Raw genomic sequence first — 25,658 nt, forward strand, 5'->3', positions numbered from 1 at the left:
TGGGAGCCATCAACGTCCTACGGGCCGGGCTGGTCCGTCGCGAGGCCAACCCGGCTTAGCGAGAAGCCCCCGGATTCATCCGGGGGAGGAGTCACGTACTACCCGCGCGCCACGCCGGCCGTCCTCACGCTCATTGCCCAATGGACGGCGTTTGCGTTCATCCTCGACGATGAGTTCGACGACGGAGCGGCCGGATCTCAACCTGCCTTCAGCGCCGACGCCATCGACAAGGTGACGGCGGTCATGCATGGGGCACCGCCCACCAACCCCCTCGGTGAAGCGCTGCTCGACCTCTGGACGCGGCTGACCGCTGGAAGGTCGGTGAGTTGGCGCAGAACGTTCCGCGCCGACATCGTGCGGTGGTTGTGGACCTACTACGCCGAAACCGTCGACCGGGCGAGCGGTTGCCTCCCGTCCATCGACGACTACCAGTTGCACCGGACCGACTCTGTCGGCATGCCGATGTACCTCGACATGTGTGAGATCGCCCAGGGCATCGATGTGCCCGAACCAGTGCGACAGCTACCCACCTGGAAAAGGTTCCGCGTCGCGGCCTGCCAGCGCATTGGTCTGTACAATGATCTCCTGTCGGCCCGCAAGGAACGCCTGTCCGGCTACTCCCACAACGCCGTGTTCCTCCTGGAGAACAACGGGGAACGCACCACGAGGGAAGCTGTCGATCACGTCAATGCTCTGGTCACTGCCAAGGTCAAGACGATGATCGCCGTCGAAGAACAGGCCCTCCGGCAGGTCGCGGCTCTCGGCGCGGACCGTCTGCTGTCCGACGCCCGGCGCTGCCTGGCGTCCTACCGAGAACTCGTCCGCGGTGACCACGACTACCACTTCCTCACCCAGCGCTACATGGATCCCGAAGAAGACCAGGTGAGAGGCGCGGAGCACGTCGCTGATCTTCTCGGCGCACACGCCCACCCTGCCCGCCAGGCACCACCGAAGACGGGCGGGGAAAGGGAAGGATGAAGACCGTTCTCCTTCTCGCCCACGCGGCTGAGCCTCACATCGTCGCCGGCGAGGGTGTCATGACCTCTGGAGCAACGGGAAGGGCAGTCTCACACGGCGAGGGCGACGCCCGTCTCGGCTGCCGTCCCTGCGGTGCGGCCGAGGCGCCGGAGCATCAGGGCGATGGCGCTCCGGGCAAGGTGGGCTACGGCGTGGGCGGGCATGCGTCCGTAGTCGCGGCAGTTCCGGCGGCCGCGTATGAACCACCCTCGCCTGGCTCGTCTCTGAGCCCGGTTCCCAGGTGGACAACTGGCTGAGCGGGGCGTTCCTGCCCGAACCCGCGGTCGGCGAGCGCGTCACCACCCCGGCCCGGGCCGGCGCCCACCAGCAGGCCGATGCCCTGCTGACCGACCTCGGCGTGCTCGGCCCGCCGGCCCGGCCCCGGCGCGCTCTCCTCGCCGAGGACACCGCCGACGCCCTGGAGATGACCGCCGCCGCCCGCGCGGGCATCGAGCTGGTCCCCGGCCGACGCGCTGTGCGCCGCCGCCCCCCGGGCCGTTTCGCCGGGCCTGGTCGTCCGCACGACCTGGCACGAGCCCGCGTGCCGGACCTGGAGTCGCCCGCTACCGTTTCCCTGTCCTGGCCAATCGTCACACCATCGAGCGGACCGTCCGGCCCGGGACCGGGAAGACTGCCGCCGTGACCACGACGACGAGCCTGTTCCAGCCCGGCACCACGGCAGTGCGCCGCGACGTCCACGCCGGACGGGTGTGGACCGCGATGCCGCAGCGGTTGGTCGCCGACACCGGCCACGTGCTCACCCTGGCCTACTGGCCGGGATCGAGAGGTAACGAGTAGGGCACGGGGTCGGGTGAAAGCGGTGAGAAGCTCCGGTCGGTGAGTGGTCGTTGCCTAGGCTGCCGGGTGTGAATCCGTCTTCCTTATCCGATTCCCGTGACGCTTCGTCTGTGGCCCTTGCGCCACGTCCGCTGGGCGTGGTGACGCCGGAGCAGTTTGTCGGGGTGATGCGTGAGCTCCGCCAGTGGTCGGGCCTGAGCTTTCGGCAGCTTGAGCGGCGGGCCGGGCAGGCCGGTGAGGTGCTTCCCCGTGCCACGCTGGCGGGGGCCCTGGGCCGTGCCGACCTTCCGCGCGAGGAGCTTGTGGCCGCGTTCGTCAAGGCCTGCGGGGGCGATGCGGACGATGTCGTGGTCTGGGTCACGGCCCGCAAAGCCGTTGCCGTCCAGTGGGCCCGGACGTCCCAACCGGTGCCGCCGGAGGCATCGGAGCCGGTGGCGGCGTCGGAGCCGACGGAACCGGTGAAGCCGGAGTCGGTTGAGCCGGGTTCGGCGGGCCCGGCGGAGACGGCCGTTCTGACGCTGCCCCAGCCCGCGGTCCGGTCCGGTGTGAGCGGGGATGCGGCGGCGAGTGCCGCCACCGGGTCGGAGCCGGCCGGGACCAAGGGCGGGCAGGAGAAACCGTCGGCGGCGGGCGCGGACGAGTGGGCAACCGGCGTGCCGGGCGATGGCGCGCGGTCGGCCGCTGCGGCTGAACCGGTCGGGGCGGAGGCGTCGCGTCCGGGGCGGGGTGTGCCGCGTGTGGTGTTGCGGGCGGCTGCGCCGGCGCGGCGCACGGTGGTGGCGGTCACGCTCGCGGTGGCGGTGGTGGTGGTGACTGCTGTCGTGCTCGGCATCGAGGGCCTGGCCGACGGGGGAGGACCAGGAGCCGCGGAGCCGTCCACGGCCCCCACGGTGACCGGCCCGGTGACGGCGGCGAGTCCGTCTGTGGGGGAGGGGGCCGGCCCTGCGCCGGGGCCGGAATCGGCGACCTCGACGGGGGATGCCGGGGCTGCTGTTCCTGTGGCAACCGCGAGCCCGACTGCGCGTCGGACCGCAAGCACAGCAGGCACCGCAAGTGTTCCGGGGGCTGCGGGTAGCGGGTCGACGGGCAGATCCGCGCCGGCCGCCTCCGCGGTTCCACCACCGGCGCCGGTAAGGACGTCGCCGCCGCCGTCGGCGGTCGCGCCACCGCCCCTGCCGACCGCGACATCGCCGGCGACGTTGCCGCGGTCCACGTCGGGTGGCTGGCCGACCCAGTTCTCCACCGGCGGGGCGTCGCCGTCCGGCCCCGCGTCGGAGGACCCGTGCTGGGACAGCGCGCCGGGCTGCAACGACGGTGTGCACCACGGGTGAGAGCGGGCCCTGGGTGGGGCTGCGGGTGCACGGCCGCCCCGGTCGGTCGGCTCGGTCCCGTGGACCGGCGATCGACCGGGGCCTCTGCCGGTAGGGCCTGTGGGTCCCTTCCTCGGCGTGTCTCAGGACCGCCAGGCGCCGCTGGGCATGGCGGTCCTGCTGCTGCAGCGGCGAAGGGGCATGGCAGATCTCCGTCATGGTCGGAGACCCATGTGTGACCAACGTCCGGCAGTTTTGTCACCGGCTCGCGCGGGTCGGACCCGGGCCTTCGCCCCTGTAGCGCCGGCGGGGCTCAGCCACGCGCGGTGAGGCGCTGCAAGAGCGAACGGGGGGCGAGGGCCTGCTGAATGCTGAGAAGGTAGCTCGCGACAGGGGAGGTGCTGCGGAGGTTGCTGCGTTCTCGGCCGGCCGTCCGGCGAAGGGCTGACAGTCCGAAGGCGGCGCCCACGGTGGTGCCGATGAGCGGCTGCCCGGCCAGTGCGCCGCCACCAGCCGCGGCAAGTCCTGCCGGCAGGTCGAACTTGAGGCTGGCTGCGCTGAACGTGGTGTCGATTCGTGCGCCCTTCAGCGCGTTGCGTAGCTCCGCGAGTGGCGCCTCGAAGCGGCGTTCGACTTCGAGTGCGGTGTGCTGCATCTGTGCGGCGGGCAGTGCGATATCAGCCAGTCGGTCGCGCAGCAGCTCGACAGCTTCACCGACGGCGGCATGAAAGGCCTCGAACTCCGCCTGGTGACGACGGCGTAGGGCTGCGATCCTGCGGGCATCAACCGCGTCCAGATCGCGGGGTAGCACCGTACGGACCGCAAGCAATCCCACGGCGTCCGCCAAGTCGGGCAGTGCATCGTCGTCCTGTTGCGTACCCGTCAGCGCCGCGAGGAGGCGACCACGGGACCACGTGTGGGGCGAGAGGTGGGCATCATCCTGGTCCGTGGTAGGCGTGAACTGCCCCATCTCGGCCACCTGTGCGCTCAGAACGCATTTATAGATCCAGACCAGGCGTGGATGCATGGCCACCCAGTGAAGCAGCGGCCCCCCTCCGGGCGGGTACCTGACGGCTTCGATGGCCAGCTGAGCACTGATCAGTGCCTCGCGCAGACCAGCCTCCATCTCGTCCCAGTGAACTGCCGCCAACCCGACGTTCGCGTCGTGCCGGCCACCGGTGTAGGGAACGTCTGCGGCGTCACCGGTCCGGGCCCGGGCCACGGGGCCTCCCAGCGCAGTCACCAGGAGATCCTGGTGTGCGTTCAGGATCTCCATGAAGACCGGCGCCACAGCCCGGGCGGCAGCGTCCGGAGGCACCCGGACGATGAACCCGAGCTCATCGCTGAGCACGCGGGCGGTATCCGTGTCAGCCATCGGATACCCGTTCGGGACCACGCGTGCCATTCGGGGCCAGTACAGCGCCGCGGCTTTGAGCCACCGCTCTTCGCGAAAGTGGATGTATGGGTGGTACAGGGCAATGTCGCGCACCGTTCGCTCCCCTCCGGCCAGCCGCACGCCCGACTGGCACCTCTGAGTCATTTCTGCCCAGCGCGAGCGGTCGGACATGCGCGACAGGTCGCGACCCGCCATTTTGGAGACGGGTCGTCAGCGCCGACGGTGCGGTGACGTTCACCCGCTTCGCCTTCCCCGGCCGGTCGAGATCAAGTGGCAGATACCTGCTGACCATCAAGATCATCTGACGTAGAGATCATTTGCCATGGAAGCAGGCGCAGGGCAGCAGTGTCCCGCGACAAGTGATCTTGACCATTTGCCAAATGATCTCGACGGCCGGTGGGTTCTGTCACTTGTTCTTGATCGGCGGGGGAAGCTGCAGCCCTTGCCGCGCCGGGCCCGCGCGCTGTCGGTCGGCTGTCAGCGGGGACAGGGACCTGCCGGTGGGATGTGAGTGGCCCCCGGGACCGTAGGGACTGGGCGTGGCCGGCTGTGAATGTGCGGGCCCGCTCTCCTTGAGACCACTCCGAGCTTCCGGGAGCCCGCCATGCCCTCCGTACCCCAGGCCCCGCGATGGGACGTTCGCCGACTGCCTCATGCGCGGGGAAAGAGCTTCCTGGTCACCGGCGGCAACGCGGGCATCGGGTATTTCGTCGCCGAGCAGCTGGCCGGCACCGGGGCCACGGTCGTTCTCGGCAGCCGAGACAGGGCGAAGGCCGACGACGCGATCGCTTCCATAGGCTCGCGCGTCCCCGGCGCCAAGGTGGAGCACATGCCCCTGGACCTGGCCGACCTCGCTTCGCTCAAGGCATCCGTGGACGCGCTCGGACTGGACCGCCTCGACGCGGTCGTTCACAACGCCGGGGTGGCGCTCGACCATCCACCGCGCCGCGAAACCGCGGACGGCCACGAGCTGATGTTCGCGACCAACCACCTGGGGCACTTCGCGCTGACCCACCACCTGGCCCCCCTGCTCATGGCGACCCCGGCGAGCCGGATCGTCACCACCGGCAGCTTCGCTGCCAAGTCGGAACGCCTGGACCTCGACGATCTCCAGAGCACGCGCGACTACCAGCCCAAACGCGCCTATGCGCGCTCCAAACTGGCCCAGATGCTCTTCGCTCTCGAACTCGACCGCCGCCTGCGTGCCGCCGGCAGCACAACGCTGAGCGTGCTCGTTCATCCCGGCGGCGCGCTCGACTCCCTCACCCCTTCGCGCCCGCCATTGCACGTCCGAACCGCCGGCGAGCGGCTGAGCCATCTACCGCTCGGCCTTGTCGTCCAGGGCAAGGACGCTGCCGCATGGCCCGCAGTCCGGGCCGTCCTCGACCCGAGCGTCCGCGGCGGCCAGATGTTGAGCCCCCGAGCGTTCGGACTGCGCGGTGCACCCAGGACCGAACCCCTCTGGAACCACCTCGCCGACACCACGACCGCGGCACGTCTCTGGGCGGCCAGCTGCGACTTGACCGGCAACGACCCGACGGTCACCGCACCGACAAGGTTCGGCGAGACCGAAGGCCCGGCGACCGGGCGCGGCGAAGCAGACGCCCCGGCCGGATGAGATCGGGCCTGCGGGCAAGATCGTTCGGCAGAGCGGGAGGCGAGGCGGCAGCGCAGAGCCGTGGGCCACCCGATCCCCGGTGATCCGGTGCTGGGGTGCCAGAGCGGCGCCGTGCCCGGTCGGGCCGGGCCCGGAACGCACCGGACGGGGTACACCCGCCGGTGTGGCGCCAGCGAAGACATGGACTGGACGCACAACGGGATCTTGTGTCGCGAGAATGCGTAGGCACGTGAGGCATGTAGGTTGCCGCTGACCATGCCTCACTGATACCCGGGGTCTGTGGGGCATGGTCGGCACTGGGCTCTCCAACCGACCCAAAGGGCTCATGGAATACCTGCGTCGGTGGGAGTCTGGTACGCGACATGTGCCCTCTGGCCAGGATCGCCAGGGGTGGTGAACTCGGTGAGAGGTGGGGCGTTGGGAGCTCGCGAGGGGTCGGAGCGGGTCGTCGGCGGGCGGTACCGGCTTGTCGGAGAACTCGACTCGGGCGGGTTCGGGCGGGTATGGAAGGCGTACGACGAAATGCTGGACGTCGACGTGGCAGTCAAGGAGGTGAGGCTGCCGCAGCAGGCCTCCTCATCCGGTGCCGAGCATCGTGAGCGGGTGGCGCGGGCCGCGCGTGAGGCCCGCAACGCCGCCAAGCTGCGCGATCACCCGCACATCGTCGCGGTCCATGACGTGGTCGTTGAAGACAGCACCCCCTGGATCGTGATGCGCCTGGTCGAGGGGCAATCCCTGGCAGAGCGCCTGCGCACGGACGGGCCGCTGCCCGCCCCACGCGCAGCCAAGGTCGCGGCCGCGCTGCTCAAGGCGCTGAAGGCCGCCCACGCCGCAGGGATCGTGCACCGCGACCTCAAACCGGCCAACGTGATGCTCACCGACGACGGCCAGGTGCTGCTCACCGACTTCGGAATCGCCGTCCACGAGACCGACACCAGACTCACCACCACCGGAGGCGTCATCGGCTCCGTCGAGTACATGGCCCCCGAACGTCTCCAGGGCGCCCAGGACCAGGCCGCCGGTGACCTGTTCTCGCTGGGGGCGACCCTGTACGAGGCGGTGGAGGGCATCTCGCCGTTCCGGCGCGAGACCCCCACGGCCACCATCGCCGCGATCGCCCTCCACGATCCGCCGCCGATGCGGCACGCCGGCCCCGTCCTCGCCTCCCTCATCACCGCCCTCCTCGCCAAGAACCCCGAAGACCGCCCGACCGTGGACAGCACCCTGGCCGTCCTGCGCGCCGGTGCGTCCATGCTCACAGCAGTGGCACCCATGCCCCCGCACGCACCCCGGCCGTCGACCGTACCCGCTGTATCGACCGAAACGACGGCGCCGGTGTCCCGGATGGCGCGTACAGGGCGACTGATCACGGGCAGCTGCCTTCTCGTGATCGGACTCGGCGTCGTGGCATTCGGCTCCAGCCTGCTCGTTCGGGGACGAAGTAGCGGACAGTTCTTCGGTGCGTCCCTCATCGCCGCCGCTCTGGTCGCGGTGCTCTTCGGGCTGACGGCGACGCTCTACCGATGGAAGGGCCCTGGCAAGCCGCCCTATCGAAGCGTCGGCGCGGTCTTCCTCCCTGTCTTCCTCCCACTGGTCCTGATCTGGGACGTGTGGAACGCGGTGCTGCTTGCCTAGCGGCACGATCGACGGCGCGCGGCATCCTCGATCATCCACGACTGGCAGTCCGGCTCAGCTGCTCCATGAAGGTGCGCAACTCTCCCTGCGGGCAGATGGGATTGGGCGGTGGCTGACCCGGCGGCTGCGGCCGGATTCGTGCGTGACCGGGGCGCTTCCCGCGTAGGCCTTCAGGTCGCGGGCGGTGTCGAACCGGGTGCGGTCGTCGCCGATCTCCGCCAGGATTCGGGCACCGGTGAGTACGGCGAGGCCGGGGAAGCCGGTGATGATCTCTGCATCGGGGTGTTGCAGGAAGAGCTTCTCGGTGGCCTGGGCCAGGTCGTCGCAGGCCCGGCAGGCCGCGTCCGGCTGGGCGAGAAGCGCAAGGGTCTGGCGTCCCATCGCCGCTTCCACCAGCGTCGGTTGGCGGAGCCTGGTGCGGCGGAACGCCTCCAGGAGCCGATCGGTCTCGGAGTCGATCCGCGGCTGCCGACCCGCTCGAACGACGGCGGCCCTGAGCCGGCTGCGACTCAGGGCGGAGGCCTCTGTCAGGGTGGGGGCGACGGCCAGGATCGCGCGGGCCTCCCGCGCGAGCAGCCGCTCCCGCTTGTCGGCGAACGCCTCGAGAATCGCCGGGTAGTACTCGCGCAGGTGAGAGCGGAGCCGGTTGTGGGCGCGGGCGCGGTCCCTGGACCGCGTCCTGCTGGGCCCGGGCGAGGACCGCGACCGCTCTGACCAGGTCGGAGTCGTCGGGCAGCGGCCGGTGCAGGCCGGCGTCGACCGGCCGGCTCCTGCGATCACCTCCTGGATGAGGCCTATGTCGCGGCGGGCCTCGATCTCCTCGCGCACGATCGCGGCCAGGACATCGGCAGCAACGCCTCGGCGTCTGGCCGGCCATGCCGTGTGCGCGGGTGCGGGCGCGGGTTGCTCGTTGACGGGTGTGGGTAGAGCGCCTGTCGGTGGCCTGGGGCGGCGTGTCGATCCGGGTGTTCCCGCGCCGCGTCAAGGTGGGTGGTCTCCTCGCCGGATCCCCGGCCGAGCCGGCGGCGGAGTTTCCCGGTGGTCTGGTTCCGGTGGAGGTTGCTGGTCTACGCCGACCGTCGCCCACCCGGCGCGGTTCGTGGACTCCGCCCACGTGCTCCCGCCCCGTCCTGGTCGCTTGACCGGGCGGGCCCTGGACGGCCGACCTACCGTGGAGACATGGCCGAACCGAGGGGCCACGGATGGTCGTGGCTGAGCTGGGACCGGAGCCAGTCCGGCCCGGACGACGCCGAGCACCGTGTGCTGCTGCTGCCCGGCGGATTGTGCACCGCGGATGAGTACCGCGAGCTGCTGGCCGAACCGGCGCTCGCCGCCGTCCGTCTGACCGCCGTCACCCTCCCCGGCCACGGCGGCACTGCCCCGCCCAGGGACTTCGATCTGGAGAACTTCGCGCGGCTCGCCGCCGAGTGCGCGGCCGGCCTGGGCGCCGATGTCGTGGTGGGGCACAGCATGGGCGCCAACGTGGCGATCGAGATGGTCGCCACGGGCCGTTTCCGGGGGCCGGTGGTCCTGCTCGCGCCCAGTTTCTCGCGGCAGGACGAGTCCCGGTTCCTGCGCACCCTGGACCGGCTCACGCCGGTGCTGGGCCATCTGCCGTACGTCGCGATGTTGAAGCTCCTCGACGGCGCGGGCAAAGACAGTCCGCTGCCCCCGGAGCGCCGCGCCGAACTGATCGCGGATCTGCGCCGCAATGATCCCCGGGTGATGCGCCGCGTCATGCGTGGCTACCTGGAGTACCTGGACCGGTACGGGTCCCTCGCGCCCCGGCTGCGGGCCGCACAGGGCCCGGCCTGGGTGGTGCACGGCGAGAGCGGCGACGGCGGCATCACCGACGACGAACGCCGGATACTGCTGTCCCGCCCGGGGATCCGGGTCATCACCGTCCCCGGCGAGAGCTTCTTCACCCCAGCCGAGGTGCCCGCCCTGGTCGCCTCGTACATCACCGAGGCCTTGGCCGCGGCCCGCGCCCCGGCCCCGGACGCCTGACCGCCGTCACCCGCGGTCGGGAGCCCGGGGCGTCTGCGCTTCGGTCTTCGGTGGTGGCAGGGGCCTGGGCCGGGCGCTTGAACATCCGGGGCGCGGTGATCTCGCCGTGGACGGCCGGGCCGGCTGTTCCACGGCAAGCTCTGGCCCGCCTGGAAGCGCCCAGCGTGATCTGCTTCCAAGCCAGGGCGCCTGTATAGGGGTTCCTGGGCCGGGGGGTGTGGGGGCGGGGTTGGCTACTGGCCGAATTCGTCGAAGGCGGCCTGGAGGCCGCCGGCCAGGGATCGGAGGTCGCGTGCTTAATCAGGGCGCTGACACCTGGGGCACAGCTCGTGGCGGCCCTCGGGTGTGATCACGGTGCCCCAGCTACGGCATTCTTCGCAGCCGCGGGCACGGTCGATGTTTGCACGGACGGTAGGAGCGTGGGGGTGGGCTCCATGAGTCATGGGTGATTTTCCTCTGTAGAGCATTATCACTTTCGCCCAGTCTGCCACGGTTCGTATAGATATGCGGCATGGGTAGCTGGAGCTCGTGATCAGCTTGGGCGGCAAGACACAGGTCCACGGCAAGCGCAAGGTGCGCCTGGATGCGGTGCTCCAGGCGCCGGAGATCGGGGGTGCCGGTGTCGAACGAGCGGAGCCACGTCGGGAGCTCGTGGTAGCCGGCCGCGGTGGCCTCGAACTGCTCGGCGCCCAGCGGCCGGCCGGCCGAGTCGACGGCCGCCGCGGTGTGGGTGTCCTTGTGGGTGTCGAGGCCGCCGGTGATCTCGCGGGTTTGCTGTGCCATGGTGGACATCGCCGCCCTCTCCATGGAACCGGTCAGGGCGGCAGCCACGGTCCGGCGGGCGGACAGGACAGTGATGGGGCCTCTGGCCAGGCTCTCATGAAGTCACGCAAGCCGGGCCGGTGGCTGCACACGAACGCCTCCCGGGCAGTGCCGACAGGTCCGGTTGAGGACCAGGGTCAGTCAGAAGGTGGGTCAGACCCCGCCGGAAGGCGTTCATGAACATCCTCACTGTCAGAAGTCGATCACCTCGCGGTCCAGTGGGTACTCCGACCGGTGCACGCCGTCGTACGGCGAGGGTTGGATCGGCAGGACGCCGGTCGGTTGCAGGCCGAGATTGTCGTCCCAGAGCCGGGGCGCGACGTGTCCGGCGACCCGGAACTTCCGGAAGGTGAAGGGAGGGCTGTCGGTCGGGAAGAACTCGGTCGTCGTCAGCACCTGGAAGTGCAGGTGAGGGGTGGTGGAATTGCCGCTGTTGCCGATCAGCCCGAGGGGCTGGCCGGGTTCGACGCAGTCCCCCTCCCGAAGGTTCAGCGAACCGGGATGCAAGTGGCCGTAGAGGAGGTACCGGCCGGGTGCGACCTCAAGCGTGATGTGGTTGCCCACGGTGTCCGCGATCGGCGGGACGGGGGGTGACACGGGCGGCGGGTTGTCCGGGAGACCGTCCTGGACCTCCACCACCCGGCCGCCGGCCGATGCCACGACCGGCTGGCGGTAGCTCAGGTAGCTGGTGAGCTGCGTGGGGTCGCCCTCCCAGGTCTGTCCCTGCCCTCCGACCCGGTACCAGTCGATCGCGAAGCGCTGCGGCACGTAGAAGCGGCCGTTGATCGGCGCGAAACCGCGCCGGTGGTGGGTGTTGCCGCAGCACGACTCGCTGGCGTACCAGGTGCCCGGGAGGACCGGCGGGCGCAGGTCGAGCGGAGATGTGCGGGCGGTCGGGGTGGACTGCACCGTCTCCTCGAACGGCGACACGCCCGATGCGGTCAGGACAGCGCCCACCAGGTGGTGTTCGAGCACGTGGGGCACGGGCTGCCCGTGGTCGAGGGTCAGATCGATCCAGATGATCCACTGCTGGGAACCCTGGATGACGGTCTCTGCCGGAGGCGGTGGCGGCGGTGTGTACGCGTCCGCCCCGGGCAGGGGGTCGCCCACCGGGTTGGCGGCCCCGCCCAGTGCCTGTCCGCTCAGCGAGCCGATGACCTGCTGGGTGTTCGCGTCCTGGACGTCCACCCGGTCGAGTCGCACCTGAGCACTGCTGGGCAGAGCACTGGTGGTGAGCAGCTCGTACGAGAGGTGCACCTTGCCGTCAGTGGCATCGAACGGCGCGGGCTCGGTCAGCACCGCTGCGGTGAGCGGGGTGAACTGTGTGCCGGGCGGCAGAGCGGTCAGTGCGGCTCCGTGCCCGGGCACGATCGCGGTTGCCGCCACGATCGCTCCGAGCACGCCGCCGGCGAGCCCGCGGAGCAGTGCCCGGTGGCCGGTGGACTTGGGGGAGTTTCGGTGTGCCATGTGGCCCCCGTCGTTTGTCGAGGCCGGCAGCTCCGGGGGAGGGCCGGTACGCCCCGGGGCGGAGACGCAGGCTCATACAACGTGCTGGCGGCCCGATCATGACGGATGCTCCCCGCGGGCCCACGCCGAATTGCACCCGTCCGGGCTCACCGCCACTGGTCGAGCCCCCTGTCGGTCGGTCAGAGCGGGGTGGTGACCTTGAGGATCAGCAGCAGGGCGACGGCTGCGTTCAGGCGACATCCGCGCCTGGGCAGCCGACTGGAACGACAACCCCCCGCCCGTGTGTCTGGACCAAGACCGCCGGTCGGATCCCCGAATCCCTCGCCGGTTACTGCCGGCGGGATCAAGGACTCAGGACACTAGGATCGTTGTCATGGGGGCTGACATCGACGGCGTGATCGAGACGCGTGGGTCCGGCGGTGGCTGGGAGACCGAGGTTGATCTCTTGGACTTCGGGCTCGGACGGGAGCGCGATGCCTGGGAGTTCCTCTTCGGCTTCGGCGGGGGTGTCGGTGTGGAGCGGCCGCTGTTCGACCGGCGGGGGCTTCCGGACGATGTCTCAAAGCCGGTTGCCGAAACGGGTAGGGAAGAGTGGCAGCACAGTCATTCGTACGCCCTGTGGGCCGAGGTGGCGGCGGTCGACTGGGACGGACCTGTGTGCAACGGTCCCGACTACACCCGCGTCGGGGTGTGGCGACCGGGCCCTGACTGTGAGCTCACCCTGGACGACGTGGTCCCGGCGTCCATCGAGGTCCTCGACGCGGCGGAGGAGCTCTTCGGGGAGGACCTGATGCCGTCGGAATGGCCACCCGGTGGTGAGGTCCGTCTGGACGGGGCCGTCTACCGCCCGGCGATTCTGACGCCCCGGATGTTCGCCCCGCCGGACGGGAGCTGGGGGCCGGTATGGGCGGCAATGCGCGAACTGGCGGTCGTGTACGGGGGCGAGAACGTCCGCCTGGTGGTCTGGTTCGGCTGATCCGGGCAGGATCAGGAAGACGGGCTTTCCGAGTCCTCCCGCGGCCGTGGGGCTGGATCACCCGGCGGGCGGCTGGGGCGGGCGGCCGAAGGCGCGGCGGTAGGCGCCTGGGGTGGTGCGCACCGCCGCGTGGAAACGCCTTCGGAGGTTCGTGGCCGTGGAGAGCCCGACCTTGGCGGCGATCGCCTCCACGGCCAGGTCGGTGTCCTCCAGGAGGGTTCGGGCCGCCATGACGCGTTGGTGGAGAGCCATCGACCTGGGGAGGTGCCGAGTTGTTCGGCGAACCTGCGAGCGAGGGTTCGCGGCGAGACTGCCACCCGGGCGGCGAGGTGGGCGGGCAGTTGCAGTACGCCGCGTCCGCCCGCACCGACACACCACCGGACTCCCTGACCGTCGTCGGGCAAACGACCTCGGTAGCGGCCCGCGCCGGTGGCCGCTCGCAGAAACCCGTCCGTCGTCCGCCGCCCGTCGTCCGCCGTCCGCCGCCCGTCGTCCCGGAACCGCGCCGCTGACCGCGGACACCGAGGCGCCTGCCGCGACCAAGTGGCAACTCCAGGACGGGCGGTGGAGGGCTTCATCGCCCTGCCGCACGCGTCGGTGCCGTCCGGCCGCGGTCCCGCAAGCCGGCTCCGGCCGGTCTGCGCGGCGGCTCCTGGCATTGGGTGTCGTGGTGGCCGGGCGGTGTAGGCCTTGCCTCCTCGTCGCAGGCGCAGGCGCAGGCGCAGTCGGTCGGTAGGCGGTGGTGGAGCCGTCAGGCTCGGCGCTACGGTAACGAGCTCGAAGGAAGCCTGGACGATGTGAGGAATGCCCTGAAGTGACGTACGGCCGCGAAAGTATCGACCTCCCGGAGGACAGGGGGTGCCTGCGCTGGGTGCTGGGCGTGCCGCTGGTACTGATCCATGCGTTGAACGCGATCGTCGTGTTCTCGGCTGTCCGGTTCGGCCCGGCGGGCGACTGGGACGATCAGGGCTACGCCGGCCTCACCGTGGCTTGCGGGTGCGCGATCGCACTGAGCTTGTCGGGCCTGGCCGTCACGGCGATCCCGTCGGTGCGGCGCGCGATGGGCCCCTGGTGGTTCGTACCGCCGGCGATCCTCGGGGTGATCGCCTTCCTTCGGGCCTGGACCCTGTCCTAGGGTGCGCGCCGAGGCGTGAACACTCGTCGGGTTCTGCGCGCTCCGAGGGCTCAATCGTGAGCTGACCCGCGAGGACGTCCTCACGGAGGCCGCCCGCCGTCATCGAGCCGGGGCGCAGGCGGTTCCCGCGTCGCCCTGTCAGAGGCGGGCGGTGCCACGGCCGGTGGCTCTCCACCGGGGCGTCCTGTTTCCGTCACCGCAGTCCCGGTCGGGGCCGGATCGTCCTCGGATCCGGCCTCCGTCGGCCGCGGCGGCGATTACCTCCCGAACGCAGCGGCCGGTGGTCTTGGCGGGCTGCTTCTCGTCTGCGGCCTCGACGAGCTCGTTGACGAGTTGACGAGCTTGGTGGCGAGCGCGTACTCGACCCGGAAGCCGGCCATCGCGGCCTCGGTGCCCAGCGCAATCAGCAGGTGGGACTTGGCGGTCCCGGAGTCGCGGATGAGGCAGAGCGGCAGGCTCCTGTTGATCCACCCGCAGGTGGCGAGGGTGTGGACCATCGCGGGGTCGATGCTGGGGTTGGCGTCGAAGTCGAAGTTGTCCAGTTCTCTGGTGTTGCTTGGGTCAATGCAGGCATCTGCCCAGGTCGAGGCGTTGCCGATGCCGTCGGTGGCGATGGACCCCTGCAGACTCGGGCGTGTTCTGCCGCTCGGTAGGGTGCGGTGCGGTAGCGCCAGGTTGTCGCGAAGACGGAAGGGTGTGGCAGGTCGCCATGACTGCATGGGAAGAGATGTCCAAGTTGGCCAAGGATCTGCTGTTCATGTCGCTGGATCACGGGATGGACAATGCGGAGAGCAGCGAAGAGGGGTTCATTCCGTTCTCCATGCGGGGAAGGAGCGATGGCCGTGGAGAGCTGACTCGTTTCGTCGCTGAAGACCTGCCTGAGAGCGTGCAGGCAGGCCGGAAGGCGCTTGAGACCGTGCCGGAGGGGACGGTGGCGGTCACCCTGGTCTGGGACGGCTATGCGACGTACGAAGGCCGGCGGACCGAGGCGGTGTTCGTCGAGGCCCATGAGATCGGCCTGGCCAAGAGCGTTCTTCTCGCGCAACGCTATCTGCGGGTCGATGGCAAGGTTCAGGCGCTGGGGAACCCCATCGTGCAAGGTGAGACCGATCCGCTGGTGCGGTTGGTCGGCGTCCAGGAGAGCTGAGCCTCGCGGACAGTCCCGAGGCGTGAGAAATCAGGGCTGAATCCTCGGTACGGACGGTGTCGCCCTGACGGGCTGTTGTTTGGCCGGGGGTTCCGGGCTTTACCGGGCTGACGTGGCCGCGGTGTCGGGAGTGCGGACATGCTGCGTGAGGAAGAGGGCTGCGCGGTCCAGTGCCCGGTCGGCCTCGTCGAGCACGCCGGCGAAGGACTGGAACACGTGGGGTACGTCGGCGGTGATGTCGAGGATCACGTCCACTCCGGCTGCGCGGGCGCGGGCGGCCATGCGGGTGGAGTCGTCCAGGAGTACTTCGTCGGTGCCGGCCTGGAGGAGCATCGGCGGGAAGCCTGTCAGGTCGGCGAGGACGGCGGGGCTGAGCATGGGCTGGTGCGGGTCGGCTCCCGCCAGGTACATGGCCCCGGTGTGTCCCAGGCTCTCGCGGGTGAAGAACGGGTCGATGCCCGCCTTGGTGTCCATGCTCTCGCCCGTCCGGGTGGCGTCGAGGCCGGGGGAGAAGGCCACGATCGCGGCGGGCATCGGGAGGCCGGCGTCGCGGGCGGCGAGGCAGGTGGTGACGCTGAGGCCGCCGCCGGCGGAGTCCCCCGCGAACACGATGGTCGAAGGGTCTTCGCCGCTGTCGAGGAGGGCGCGGTAGGCGCTCAGCGTGTCCTCGATCGCGGCCGGGAACGGGTGCTCGGGGGCGAGCCGGTAGTCCGGCGAGTACGCCGTGAACCCGGTCCTGGCCACGAGGTTCCCCGTGAGCGACAGTGCGGTCTCGGGGGAGCCGAACACCCAGCCGCCGCCGTGGAAGTACAGGATCGTCCCGGTGCGCGTCCCGGTGCCCGGCTCGACGTGCAGCGCCGGTCGGTCGCCGAGCGTCGTCTTGGTGATGCGGAGGCCGTCCGGGACGACCATCTGGGCCATCATCGCCTTGAATCCGGCTCGGATCGCCCCGACGGACCGGGGGCCATCGGGCCGGGGCTGCCGCAGCATCGCGCTGACCTGCGTGCGCTGTTCCTTGCTCATGGTGTGTGCTCCTGCCGTAAGTAGCTTCTTCCGCACTATATGCCGCAGCATCTAACGTAGACTATATGCCATGGCATCTAAAGTGAGCGGTGAGACGGTCGACCTCCCGAGCTTCTTCGCCGACCTCGTCCGATGCGAGACGCGTCTGTACAACGCCCTCAACGACCGTCTTCGCGAGCGGCACGGGATCGTCACGTCGCAGTTCGAGTTCCTGCGCCACCTCCGGGACCACCCCGGGGCCCGGGTGGCGGATCTGGCGGCCGAGTTCGCCGTCGGCATCGGGGCCACCAGTAAGGGCGTCGACCGTCTGGAGCGGCAGGGATGGGTCGCCCGCGTGCCGAACCCGTCGGACCGCCGGTCGTCGCTGCTGGAACTGACCGACGACGGCCTGCAGTTGGTCGACGTGGCAGAGGGGACCTTCACCGAGCGGTTGGCCGAGCTGATCGCAGGTGCACTGAAGGCGTCCCCCATGACGGCCGCTGCGCAGGCCCTCTCGGAGCTGCGTTCCGTCCTGGAACGCGACCGGATCGGAATGCCCACGGGCTGACGCGTTTTCGCATCCCCGAGGACGAAGCGGTAGGTGAGTTGACGTGCGTGCCATTGCGGTTGGGGCGAGCGGCCTGGTCGCGGGCTTGCGGGGCGGCTACGGCCGGGGCCGGGTGGACACCCCTCTGCTCGGTCTCGGCCAGGATCCCGCGCTCGGCCAGCCGCTCGAGCTTCAGGCGGACGTTGTCGACGTTGTTGGGCGCGATCTCCGCCTGGGCCCCGCGGTCCTTGACGGTGGTCTTGAACCCCTGGTCCGCCAGGGCCTTCTTCGCGGCGCCGGCTCGGTGGCGGTGAGCACCCTGGCCGGCAGTGCGGTGCCGACGGCGTTGTCGTGGACGGAGGCGGTCGGCACCACCACCGCGATCACCGGGCCCAGCGCGTCGACGGCCAGTCCCCGCCTGCGCCCCGGCACCTTCTTGTTCGCCTCCCGTCCGGTGGCGTCGGCCGGGCCGCCGGCGGCCCGGCCGCCTTTGCGGGCCTCGATTGCCACCAGGTCCGGGGAGGCGGACCCGGCGTCCAGGACCTCGCTCATGCCGGCGATGACGGCCTCGGCGGCGTGCTCAGCCCTCCCTCAGCGAGCCGATGAGCCATCCGATACAGGCCCCGGTCAGCAGGGGAAGCCGGACCAACAGCCCGAGCAGCAGAAGAACGGCGTGCCGGTCCGGCACGGGGAGCCAGCCGGGGCGGCGCAGGTGGACATCGGGCAGTCGTGCGATTCCACGCGCTTGAAGCCGTCGCTCACGACCTCAGAATGTGTCATGAGTATGCAAACGCCCAGTCATTTGCAACAGCTCATGAAACATGATCGCCGCAGGTGGACCGCCGGGCGGGCAGGTGTTTCACGAGCGACCGCCTGATGAAACACCGACCGCAGCTCTGCCCACAGTCCGCCACGCACTCCAACCCCCGGAGCGTCACGCTCAGCTACCTGCCGATTGGATCGCCGTTCGTCAATGGCACCCCGCCTCCGGGCGGCCAGGTGGGCCAGCCCGGCGGCGTTCAGCCGGCCGCCAGGGCTGCGCCCAGCGGCGTGTGCTCGTAGCGGACGGCCCGGCCGGTGCGGGTGCGGGTGATCAGACCGGCATCGCGCAGCACCGCCAGATGGCTGCCGACGGTGCCTAGGCTCAGGCCGAGTTGGGCGACCAGCTGCGTCGTCGTTGCTGGCACGTCCAGCGCGCGCAGCACGTCCGCGCGGTGCGGGCCGACCAGTCGGCTCAGGGCCTCGCCGCCCGGTGTACGCGCCACTGGGCCGAACAGGTCCGCGATGCCCCGGGCGGGATAGACCAGGGCGTAGGGCCATGGCGGCTCGACGTAGCTGATGAGAGTGCCGAACACCGTCGGCATCAGCAGCAGGCCCTTGCCGGCCAGCCGGTGCCGGTCCCATTCGGTACGCGAGCCCGTGCGCACCTCGATGGTCCCGGCCTGCCCCTCGGAGCGCCAGCTCACCCGGGGATCGAGATCGGACAGCGCTGCCGCCCAGCCGTACATCGCCAGGTGCCCGGCGCGGCGGACGAGGTCGCGCTCCAGTACCGACCGCAGCCGCGGCCAGTCCGGCTCGACCAGTGCCTGCCAGCTCGCCTCGAGCGCATCGGCGAGCCGGGTGACCACGTCCGGCGCGTCGAGAATGCGCTGCACGTGGCGTGGCGGTGTCCGCAGCCCCTCCAGGTTGCGGGCCAGTTCCAGGCGTGCACGGCCCAGCGGCGTGGCGCGCACGGCGGCCAGCTCGGCGGCGAAGTCGCCGCCGGGGCCCGACGGCGGCGGATGGATGAAGTCGGCGTTGTAGTTGTTGCGGCGGAACAGCGCCGTCAGCGCCCCGACTGCGGGCACCTGCCGGCGCAGTTGCTCGTACCGGGGCGCGATGCGCTCGGCCCACGGCCGGAGTGGGCCGGCAGCCTGCACGCCGGCTGCGACTCGCAGCGCCTGCATCGCCTCGCCCAGCGGCGAGATCGCATAGCGGGTACACGCCACGTCGACGGGTCCCACCTCGATGGCCAGCATGTTTTGCCTCCACACGAAAGCATAGCCACCATGGCCGGGCTGCCGTGATGCTGTCGGCCATGACCACCACGCCCGTCGCGGCACGCCCGGCCACCTACCGCGAGGTGTTCGCCGTAGGCCAGTTCCGCGTGCTGTTCGGCAGCTACACGCTCTTCCTGATCGGCGAGACGGTGCGGATGCTCGCCCTGTCCGTGACCGTCTACGCGGCAACCGGGTCGCCGCTGATGTCGGCGCTGGCGTATGCGGCAGGCTTCCTGCCCTATGCCCTGGGCGGCACGCTGCTGCTGGCTTTCGCCGACCGCTGGCCCCCGCGCACCGTCATGATCGGCTATGAGGTGTTGCGCGCCGCGGTCAGCACCGTGCTCGCCGCCGGTCTACTGCCGGTACCGGCCATGCTGGTGCTTGTCTTCGTCACGGGTGTGCCCAGCGCCGTTGCCTCCGCTTCGCGCACCGCCCTTCTGCCCGACCTGCTGGAAGGCGACCGCTACGTGCTCGGCCGTGCCGTCTTCTCCATGACAGCCGGCGGCACCCAAGTGCTCGGCTTCGCCGCCGGCGGCATACTGATCGCCGCTGTCGGCGCGCCAGGCGCGCTCTGGATCACCGCCGCGACCTGCCTGGCCTCGGCAGGCCTGCTGCAACTGCGCCTGGCCGACCACCCACGCCGCCGCACCAACGGTTCGACCGGTGTCAGCGAGACCTGGCAGGTGAACCGGGCACTGCTGCGCCGGCCCGCGGTCCTGGCGCTGCTGCTGGCCCAATGGCTGGCACCGGCGCTGATGGTCGGCGCCGAGGGTGTGCTGGTCCCATACGCCGCGCAGGTCGGCGCGCCTGACGCAGCCGGTCTGCTGTTCGCAGCGGTCGCCGCCGGGATGTTCGCCGGCAACCTGATCGTCGGCCGTCTGGTACGCCCTGCGGGCCGGGAGCGGCTGGCCCGCCCCCTGGCGCTCGCGCTCGGATTGCCGCTGCTGGGGTTCGCGCTGCACCCCGCACCGGGATACGCCGCCATCCTGCTGGCAGTGTCCGGTTTCGGCGTCGCCTACCAGCTCGCACTGGCCCGCAGGTTTCTCGACGCGGTACCCGAGACGCAGCGCGGCCAGGCTTTCGGCCTGCTGGTGACCGGAACGATGACGCCGCAGGGCGTGGCCGCCGCAGCCGGAGGCGCGCTGGGCGAAGCCGCGGCCCCGGCGCTGGTCGTCACACTGGCCGGCGCGGCCTCGGCCATCGCCGCCCTGATGTCCTGGCGAACGCTGTCGCCCACACCCTGAGAGGGCGGTCTGTGAGCTTATGGCCGTTTCGGCCAGCAGATTGCGTCAGCCGGGCAGGGCACCTTGGCTCATGGTTCACCCGCCGATTTGGAAGGGCAGTCCGCGATCGTTGCCCAGCGACCGTCGTATGGCGTTGACGAGTCGTATCTGTGCCTGGGCCGGTTCTTGTTTGGCCGCGTGGAACTCCTCCGGGCTCAACGGATTCCTCAGTGGATCGGTCCGCCTCGCTACTTGCTCCAGGAAGCTATCGACGGCGTGGCCGAACTCGTCAATCGCTGTCGCCACATCGTTGGGGGCTACAAGGCTCACGCGTACCAGGACCGCACTCCACTCTCCCCAGTCGTAATCCCAGCCTCGACGGTTGGCATGCGCCCGCCCAATCTCCATCGTGAACTTGGCGTAGTGGCTGAACAGCTCCTGGTAGGCGGCCAACTGTTGGTCGCGGAGCCACTGCCGGTCCTGCGCGCGCCGCGTGACGATGCCCCCGACCACGACGCCGATCGTGGCGGAGAGAGCCCCGGCCGCAGTTGTCACCAGCGTATCGAGCACTGCACCCCCGCCGTTCCGCGTTAGCGACTCAACCTTCGACGGCGACCGTAGTGGTGATCAGCGTTCTGCGGCAACGATATGTGTTTTTAGCAGGGTGTTCTGTGATGGGTCATCAGTTTCAGTTCGAGCTGATGACGGGTGCCGCCGACGCCGGCTGGGGCAGGGTGAACAGGCCGGGTTCGGGTTCGGTGAGGATGCCGCGGTTCACCAGTCGCTTCAGCTTGGCGCGGGTGCCCTCGGTGTGCCGCGGCTCCAGCCCGATGGCGAGAGTGACGGGCTCGCGCTGGACGACCTCGACGTCGATGCCCAGCCGGGCGCCGTGCTCGACCACGGCGTTCTTGAAGCCGGCGTCGACCCACGCCTTGGTCACGGTGGGTGCGCTCGCGGCGACCTTGTTTGGTGGCGCGATGCCGATGGCGTTGTCGTGCACGCTGGCGGCGACCACCACCACGGCGATGACCAGGCCGAGGACGTCGGTGGCGATGCCGCGCTTGCGACCAGGGCTCTTCTTGTCGGGGTCCAGTCCGGTGGTGTCCTTGGGTGCGTTCGTCGAGGCCCGTACGGTCTGTGAGTCCGGGACTACGGCGGTGGGGTCCTCGTGCCGTCTGCGCATCTCACGGACCTGCCAGCGCAGCAGGTCGTGGATGGCCTCGGCGGTGCCGTCGTCGCGCCACAGCGCGAAGTAGTAGTAATACACCGCGCTCTTCGGCGGCAGGTCGTGGGGCAGGTAGCGCCACTGGCAGCCGGTGCGGGCCTGGTAGAGGATCGCGTTAACGATCTCCCGCATGTCGTAGCCGCCCACGTGCCCACTGACCGAGATGTGCCGGCCCTTCCAGGACACGATGACCGGCCGGATCGGCGCCGCATTTCCGGCCGACGGTGAAGCCCCAGAACTTGACAACCCGCCTTCAAGTACTACGAGAACCACCGGCGCTCACAGAACACCCTCTCGGACGGGCGGGGGGATGATCGTGGAGTTTTGAGGCGATTCCTCGAAGGGTTGTCCCCGCCTGTGGTCGGTGGTTTGCTGCCCGTATCAACTCCCGTCAGCGGGGCGGGTGATGAACGGGGGAGGTATTACATGCCGGAGTGGACTGGAGGGCTCGCGAAGATGGCTGTCACGAGCGTCGTTGTGGCGGGCGCCGCGTTCGGCCTCGCGACGCCGTCGCACGCCGCCGAGCCGCCGGTGCTGGTGTCCGCCGCCTACGGAGACCATGAACCCGTCGGTACTGCCATGTCTGTGCATTCGGTGACGGACAGGCAGAACCAAGGGCACTAGCGAGAAGCAGTGAAGGCTCCCCCCGGGCCGTGCCGGGGGGAGCCTTTCGCGAAGTCGGGGTCAGAGCCGGTCGGGGTCTGCGTGCGGGTGAGTTGGTCGGGCTGTTCGCCGCCGGCCCTGGACCGGCGGCTCTTGGTGTCGGAGGTCCACACCTCGGGCTTCACCAAGGGGACTTGGGTCCTCCGCGAGAGCCTGCTCCGGGGCCGCGACCGCTCGCCCACCCCGGGAGAGGAGGAGGCGGCTTCGTGTAGTGGGGCGTGTCGGCGAGCGCTGTGCCGAAGGCGCGGTTGACCGCATCAGCTGATGGGAGGGGTCCCCGGCGACGTCGTTTGGTTGCCCGCTGTGTGGTCGGGTTCGCCGACAGGTTCTGCGCCGGATTCCTCCCGGGCGGGCGCAGATGGTGAGGCGGTGAAGCCCGATCGGCTCGACGGCTGGAACAGCGTGGGCAGTACCAAGTTGGCCAATTGGTTCTGACCGTCGGTGCTGTCGGCCGCTTCCGTGGTCGGCATGGGAGCCGACAGCCGCACCACCTGGCGGCAGTGCTCTCATGTCCCGCCGCGTCGTCCGCCAAGTCGAAAGCCTGTCGCTGGTGACGCAATGCACAACCGGCCACGCGTGGGGAACGGCCCAGGGCTGCGGGTGGGGCGTCATGACTGGCCGTCGACCGGGAAGTCTGGCCGGCTGTTGTCACAGGGCGCGCACCGATGGTGGGCTCACCTTTCAGCAGGCCGCTCTCCTCGACGGTCTGCCGGTTCTGGCCCGGCTGTGGTCCGGAGCCCGGACTACGGGCGCAGAAGATCACGAGCTAGCCTCACTCCGAGGTACCGGACGGCAGGAATCCCGAAGAACGGGGAAGAAATGAAGGCGCGATTCGACGGCCTGAGGGCGTGGGACGCCCCGGGCGACTACTCCGACGTCGATCTGCCGGGCGGGGGCTTCCTCGACCTCCACAACGACTTCGGACTGCTGGGAGTCGCCCTGGCGGGCCATCCGAAGGCGACGTTGCGGCTGGAGTTCGGACACCCGCGCCGTGGACGCCTCGCGCTTGAGTTCCACGACGTCGGCGAGCTGGTCGTGCACCAGAGCGCGGTGAGCTCGGACGGGTGGCACGGTGTCCCCGACGACGAGCCGGACGGGATCGACACGATCACGTACTACGAGTACGGAGCCGACCTGCCGCCGGTGTTCGAGGTCGTTGCCTCCACGCTCCGGCTGAAGTTCCGTGCCTGGGAAGTGGTGCTGCGCCCGCTCGCGGCATAGCTCCGGCTCCTCGCGGAGGCCGCTTGGTGCGGCCCGGCCGCAGTAGCGGGGGCGGCGGATCCCCGGCTTCCAGGCCCCCGCCGCTTCGACGCGGCGCCCGATCGTCCGGATCGGCGGGGACTCGACCGCGCCGGAGACAAGGGGCTCGGGAGTCCAGGTTCGGCCGTCGGGCCGGCACCACCCCCATTTTGGACGCCAGGCGCCGCCGGCACCCGAAAGGGGGTGGTGCGGTGCTGCGCCGTACGGGCTGGGACAGCCGGATGGCCCCGCTGGCCGCCCGTGACCCGTCTCAGCGGAGTCTGACCGTCCGGGATTCGTCTCATCGGACTTTGACGTCGCAGGTCAGGCACGGTCCGGGCATGGCCGAGGGCCTTCTGCCCGACGTGCTCGACGTCCTCCTCAACGACGATCCGATTCGCCTCGCGCTCCGCGCCCGCCCCTCCACCCGCCTGGTCGCTGTCCCAGCCCTGTCGCCGTTCGGGCCCCGCCGGCCCAAGACGCCCCGCCCTGGTCCCGGTCCGCTACGCCCTGGTGGCCGGGGCCGGGGCGGTGGGTGAGGGCCTGCTTTCTGGTGGCCGCCTGGGCCCGGGTGTCGGGCCGGCCTGTGGCTGGTCGCGTTCGTGGTGGCCGTCGCCCGGGCGGGTGCTGTCCGGGAACGCCGTCCTGCCCTGTGACATGGGCGGATACCCCGGTTTCCCTGCGGGGCGCGACAGGTGGGCGCGGCAATGACCTCGGTGAGGTCGGTCTATCAATTGGAGGCCAGGTTGACGAGGTATCCGGGGTGGACGCCGTTGATGTTGCGAATGGCGCTGCCGGAGAAGATCCAGATGCTGGTCGGGGTGTCGCTGGTGGGGATCTGGAAGACGCCGTGGACGGGGCCGGTGCTGTTGGGGTTGATGCCGAACGTCGGGCCGGTGTGGCCCTTGCTGTACCAGTACTGCTCGTAGTCCAGGGCGTGCGTGGCGTCGTCCTGGGTCTGTTGGTAGTGGACACCGTCGACGTCGAGGGCGACGGTGTCGTTCGCGCTCCAGGTTGCCTTCTCGGTGCCGACATTGGTGGCGGTCATGGCGAGGACGCAGTACTTCTTGCCGGACTCGGGCGTCGGTGTGGGGGTGGTGGAGGCGCCGGTGGAGTTGGCGGCGTAAGCCAGTACCTGTGGGTCGAGACCGTTGCACGTGACACTGTCGACAGTCACCCGCAGCAGAGTGGGCGGGGCGCCGTCGCTTTGGGGGATGGTCAGCGTGAACGGCTCGCCGACGCGAGGCTGCCCCAGCACTCGGGCCCCTGTTGGGGCGCCGGAACTGTCGCCAGCCGCAGAACTGCTGGGCGTCCGACTCGCCGGGACAGATGACGTGTCAATACTGGGACTCGGCGCCGAGGTCGTGCCGGAGTACGCCGCCGCAGACACTGCCAGCAGTACTCCCATGGCAGCTGCCATACGTTTCATGGCCGCACTCCTCGTGAAGGTTCCCTCTCGTCGAGGCGGCGGCCGATGCCGCCGTTCTCGAACTATGGCGGTGCATCAGTGTTCATCAGCTCAGGGCGAGAAGGATGCAGCGTGCGACGCAATGACTGCTTGGCGGCGCGGTCCTCCTGGTCGCTATGGCCGCAACGCGACTGATCACCGGTTTGGTCTGAGGCACCACGGCCGTCAGGCCGCCAGCTCCTGCCCGGACGCGGGGCTGAGGTGTCCGTACCACACCGCCGGGGCCTGCTGCGTCCCGCCTCCTGCGCCGTGGCCTGCTGCGTCCCGCCTCCTGCGCCGTGGCCTGCTGCGTCCCGCCTCCTGCGCCGTGGCCTGGCCCGTGTTGTGCTCCCGCCCGGCGGTGGCCGTTGTCGCGGTCTGCTCTATGGTGACGGGAATGACGCTACGTGCTGAACTCCGATACAGGCGGGACCGGATCCGCAGGCCCGACTATCTCAACTCCCTTGAGGAAGTCGACACCCTGATCGACGAACTCCTCGAGGGGTCGGCGAATGAGAATATGGCCCAGATCATCCATCTGGACCGGGAACGGATAAAGCCTCAAATTCGAGGTTGTGAAACTCTTGAGGCGGAAATTCCGGATCATGATTTCCAGGTCGGAGTGGACAAGAAACTGCAGGTCGGGGTTCTGCTCTTCATAGACCGCAGCGGGAACTTCGTAACGGCTGGCCCGGCCGAATCCAGGAGTGCCCCCGAGTACTACCTGGCCGGACACCGGACGCAATTTCCTGACCGGACGGAGATCTCCATCGACCTCGTCCGGGCCGCCGTGAAGGAATTCCTGACAGCGGGAGGACAGCGTCCGACCTGTGTTTCCTGGAAGAACCAGTATCCTGACGATTAGTCGGCAACAACCCCGCCCGCCGGCCTCCGTGCCCGTCTCCGCCCTGCTGCCGCTTTCGATCCCCGCTCCTCCGCGCCTTC

The 25,658-nt window shown here is 70.0% G+C and carries 24 protein-coding genes and 2 pseudogenes; 13 read left to right on the forward strand and 13 right to left on the reverse strand.

Annotated elements, in window-relative coordinates:
* The 3 genes from ACZ5WK_RS32565 to ACZ5WK_RS32575 all read left to right on the forward strand — a co-directional run.
* Positions 1–978 (forward strand): terpene synthase family protein (locus ACZ5WK_RS32565; protein ID WP_465552874.1); only part of this gene is annotated, 978 nt, incomplete at its 5' end.
* Positions 979–1,258: 280 nt separating this feature from the next.
* Positions 1,259–1,660 (forward strand): hypothetical protein, encoded by a 402-nt coding sequence (locus ACZ5WK_RS32570; RefSeq protein ID WP_465552876.1) that lies wholly within the window; start codon positions 1,259–1,261, stop codon positions 1,658–1,660.
* On the forward strand, positions 1,657–1,815 hold the full coding sequence (locus ACZ5WK_RS32575) for a hypothetical protein (RefSeq protein WP_465552878.1): 159 nt from the start codon (positions 1,657–1,659) through the stop codon (positions 1,813–1,815). The genes ACZ5WK_RS32570 and ACZ5WK_RS32575 overlap by 4 nt, the downstream gene beginning before the upstream one ends.
* A 1,623-nt stretch (positions 1,816–3,438) precedes the next feature.
* Here ACZ5WK_RS32575 and ACZ5WK_RS32580 read toward each other — a convergent pair.
* The gene (locus tag ACZ5WK_RS32580; protein WP_465552880.1) at positions 3,439–4,614 is read right to left on the reverse strand and encodes a DUF6236 family protein; all 1,176 of its coding nucleotides are present in this window, start codon (positions 4,612–4,614) and stop codon (positions 3,439–3,441) included.
* A gap of 511 nt (positions 4,615–5,125) precedes the next feature.
* Between ACZ5WK_RS32580 and ACZ5WK_RS32585 the strand changes: the two genes are divergently transcribed.
* Positions 5,126–6,139, forward strand: coding sequence for an SDR family NAD(P)-dependent oxidoreductase (locus ACZ5WK_RS32585; protein ID WP_465552882.1), 1,014 nt, complete (start codon positions 5,126–5,128; stop codon positions 6,137–6,139).
* Between the two features lie 417 nt (positions 6,140–6,556).
* On the forward strand, positions 6,557–7,774 hold the full coding sequence (locus tag ACZ5WK_RS32590) for a serine/threonine-protein kinase (RefSeq protein WP_465552884.1): 1,218 nt from the start codon (positions 6,557–6,559) through the stop codon (positions 7,772–7,774).
* Positions 7,775–7,828: 54 nt separating this feature from the next.
* Here the strand turns inward: ACZ5WK_RS32590 and ACZ5WK_RS32595 are convergent, their stop codons facing one another.
* Positions 7,829–8,602 carry a transposase gene (locus tag ACZ5WK_RS32595; protein ID WP_465552886.1) on the reverse strand — a complete coding sequence of 258 codons (774 nt, stop codon included), beginning with the start codon at positions 8,600–8,602 and terminating at the stop codon, positions 7,829–7,831.
* A gap of 351 nt (positions 8,603–8,953) precedes the next feature.
* On the opposite strand from ACZ5WK_RS32595, the gene ACZ5WK_RS32600 reads away from it, so the two are divergent.
* Positions 8,954–9,781, forward strand: coding sequence for an alpha/beta fold hydrolase (locus ACZ5WK_RS32600; protein WP_465552888.1), 828 nt, complete (start codon positions 8,954–8,956; stop codon positions 9,779–9,781).
* A gap of 363 nt (positions 9,782–10,144) precedes the next feature.
* Here the strand turns inward: ACZ5WK_RS32600 and ACZ5WK_RS32605 are convergent, their stop codons facing one another.
* Positions 10,145–10,573, reverse strand: coding sequence for a hypothetical protein (locus ACZ5WK_RS32605; RefSeq protein ID WP_465552890.1), 429 nt, complete (start codon positions 10,571–10,573; stop codon positions 10,145–10,147).
* 222 nt (positions 10,574–10,795) lie between these two features.
* Positions 10,796–12,070 (reverse strand): M23 family metallopeptidase, encoded by a 1,275-nt coding sequence (locus ACZ5WK_RS32610; protein WP_465552892.1) that lies wholly within the window; start codon positions 12,068–12,070, stop codon positions 10,796–10,798.
* A gap of 373 nt (positions 12,071–12,443) precedes the next feature.
* Between ACZ5WK_RS32610 and ACZ5WK_RS32615 the strand changes: the two genes are divergently transcribed.
* Positions 12,444–13,046, forward strand: coding sequence for a hypothetical protein (locus ACZ5WK_RS32615; RefSeq protein ID WP_465552894.1), 603 nt, complete (start codon positions 12,444–12,446; stop codon positions 13,044–13,046).
* A gap of 57 nt (positions 13,047–13,103) precedes the next feature.
* Here ACZ5WK_RS32615 and ACZ5WK_RS32620 read toward each other — a convergent pair.
* A pseudogene (locus ACZ5WK_RS32620) lies at positions 13,104–13,375 on the reverse strand (helix-turn-helix domain-containing protein); the annotation flags it as partial.
* 485 nt (positions 13,376–13,860) lie between these two features.
* Between ACZ5WK_RS32620 and ACZ5WK_RS32625 the strand changes: the two are divergent.
* A complete protein-coding gene (locus tag ACZ5WK_RS32625; protein WP_465552896.1) occupies positions 13,861–14,181 on the forward strand; it encodes a hypothetical protein in 321 nt (106 codons plus the stop codon).
* 273 nt (positions 14,182–14,454) lie between these two features.
* Here the strand turns inward: ACZ5WK_RS32625 and ACZ5WK_RS32630 are convergent.
* Positions 14,455–14,729 (reverse strand): annotated as a pseudogene (locus tag ACZ5WK_RS32630) (ATP-binding protein); the annotation flags it as partial.
* Between the two features lie 188 nt (positions 14,730–14,917).
* On the opposite strand from ACZ5WK_RS32630, the gene ACZ5WK_RS32635 reads away from it, so the two are divergent.
* Positions 14,918–15,328, forward strand: a complete 411-nt coding sequence (locus tag ACZ5WK_RS32635; RefSeq protein WP_465552898.1) for a hypothetical protein — start codon at positions 14,918–14,920, stop codon at positions 15,326–15,328.
* Positions 15,329–15,427: 99 nt separating this feature from the next.
* On the opposite strand, the gene ACZ5WK_RS32640 is transcribed toward ACZ5WK_RS32635, so the two are convergent.
* A complete protein-coding gene (locus ACZ5WK_RS32640; protein WP_465552900.1) occupies positions 15,428–16,351 on the reverse strand; it encodes an alpha/beta hydrolase in 924 nt (307 codons plus the stop codon).
* Between the two features lie 70 nt (positions 16,352–16,421).
* On the opposite strand from ACZ5WK_RS32640, the gene ACZ5WK_RS32645 reads away from it, so the two are divergent.
* On the forward strand, positions 16,422–16,898 hold the full coding sequence (locus tag ACZ5WK_RS32645; RefSeq protein WP_465552902.1) for a MarR family winged helix-turn-helix transcriptional regulator: 477 nt from the start codon (positions 16,422–16,424) through the stop codon (positions 16,896–16,898).
* Between the two features lie 171 nt (positions 16,899–17,069).
* Here ACZ5WK_RS32645 and ACZ5WK_RS32650 read toward each other — a convergent pair whose 3' ends face one another.
* The 3 genes from ACZ5WK_RS32650 to ACZ5WK_RS32660 all read right to left on the reverse strand — a co-directional run bounded on the left by ACZ5WK_RS32650 (position 17,070) and on the right by ACZ5WK_RS32660 (position 18,895).
* Positions 17,070–17,429 (reverse strand): hypothetical protein, encoded by a 360-nt coding sequence (locus ACZ5WK_RS32650; protein WP_465552904.1) that lies wholly within the window; start codon positions 17,427–17,429, stop codon positions 17,070–17,072.
* Positions 17,430–17,504: 75 nt separating this feature from the next.
* On the reverse strand, positions 17,505–17,657 hold the full coding sequence (locus tag ACZ5WK_RS32655; protein ID WP_465552906.1) for a zinc finger domain-containing protein: 153 nt from the start codon (positions 17,655–17,657) through the stop codon (positions 17,505–17,507).
* 239 nt (positions 17,658–17,896) lie between these two features.
* The gene (locus ACZ5WK_RS32660) at positions 17,897–18,895 is read right to left on the reverse strand and encodes an ArsR/SmtB family transcription factor (RefSeq protein ID WP_465552909.1); all 999 of its coding nucleotides are present in this window, start codon (positions 18,893–18,895) and stop codon (positions 17,897–17,899) included.
* Positions 18,896–18,954: 59 nt separating this feature from the next.
* On the opposite strand from ACZ5WK_RS32660, the gene ACZ5WK_RS32665 reads away from it, so the two are divergent.
* Complete coding sequence (locus ACZ5WK_RS32665; RefSeq protein WP_465552911.1) at positions 18,955–20,160, forward strand: MFS transporter; 1,206 nt, start codon at positions 18,955–18,957, stop codon at positions 20,158–20,160.
* A 75-nt stretch (positions 20,161–20,235) separates the two neighbouring features.
* Here the strand turns inward: ACZ5WK_RS32665 and ACZ5WK_RS32670 are convergent, their stop codons facing one another.
* A complete protein-coding gene (locus tag ACZ5WK_RS32670) occupies positions 20,236–20,709 on the reverse strand; it encodes a hypothetical protein (protein ID WP_465552913.1) in 474 nt (157 codons plus the stop codon).
* Between the two features lie 118 nt (positions 20,710–20,827).
* Positions 20,828–21,610, reverse strand: a complete 783-nt coding sequence (locus ACZ5WK_RS32675; RefSeq protein WP_465552915.1) for a transposase — start codon at positions 21,608–21,610, stop codon at positions 20,828–20,830.
* Between the two features lie 1,236 nt (positions 21,611–22,846).
* Here ACZ5WK_RS32675 and ACZ5WK_RS32680 point away from each other — a divergent pair.
* The gene (locus ACZ5WK_RS32680) at positions 22,847–23,248 is read left to right on the forward strand and encodes a hypothetical protein (protein WP_465552917.1); all 402 of its coding nucleotides are present in this window, start codon (positions 22,847–22,849) and stop codon (positions 23,246–23,248) included.
* A 748-nt stretch (positions 23,249–23,996) separates the two neighbouring features.
* On the opposite strand, the gene ACZ5WK_RS32685 is transcribed toward ACZ5WK_RS32680, so the two are convergent.
* Positions 23,997–24,443: a DUF4352 domain-containing protein gene (locus tag ACZ5WK_RS32685; protein ID WP_465552919.1), complete on the reverse strand. Its 447-nt coding sequence runs from the start codon at positions 24,441–24,443 to the stop codon at positions 23,997–23,999.
* Between the two features lie 667 nt (positions 24,444–25,110).
* Between ACZ5WK_RS32685 and ACZ5WK_RS32690 the strand changes: the two genes are divergently transcribed.
* A complete protein-coding gene (locus tag ACZ5WK_RS32690) occupies positions 25,111–25,578 on the forward strand; it encodes an Imm1 family immunity protein (RefSeq protein WP_465552921.1) in 468 nt (155 codons plus the stop codon).
* Positions 25,579–25,658: the final 80 nt, after the last annotated feature.

The sequence above is a fragment of the Kitasatospora sp. NPDC032757 genome, from assembly GCF_055579305.1.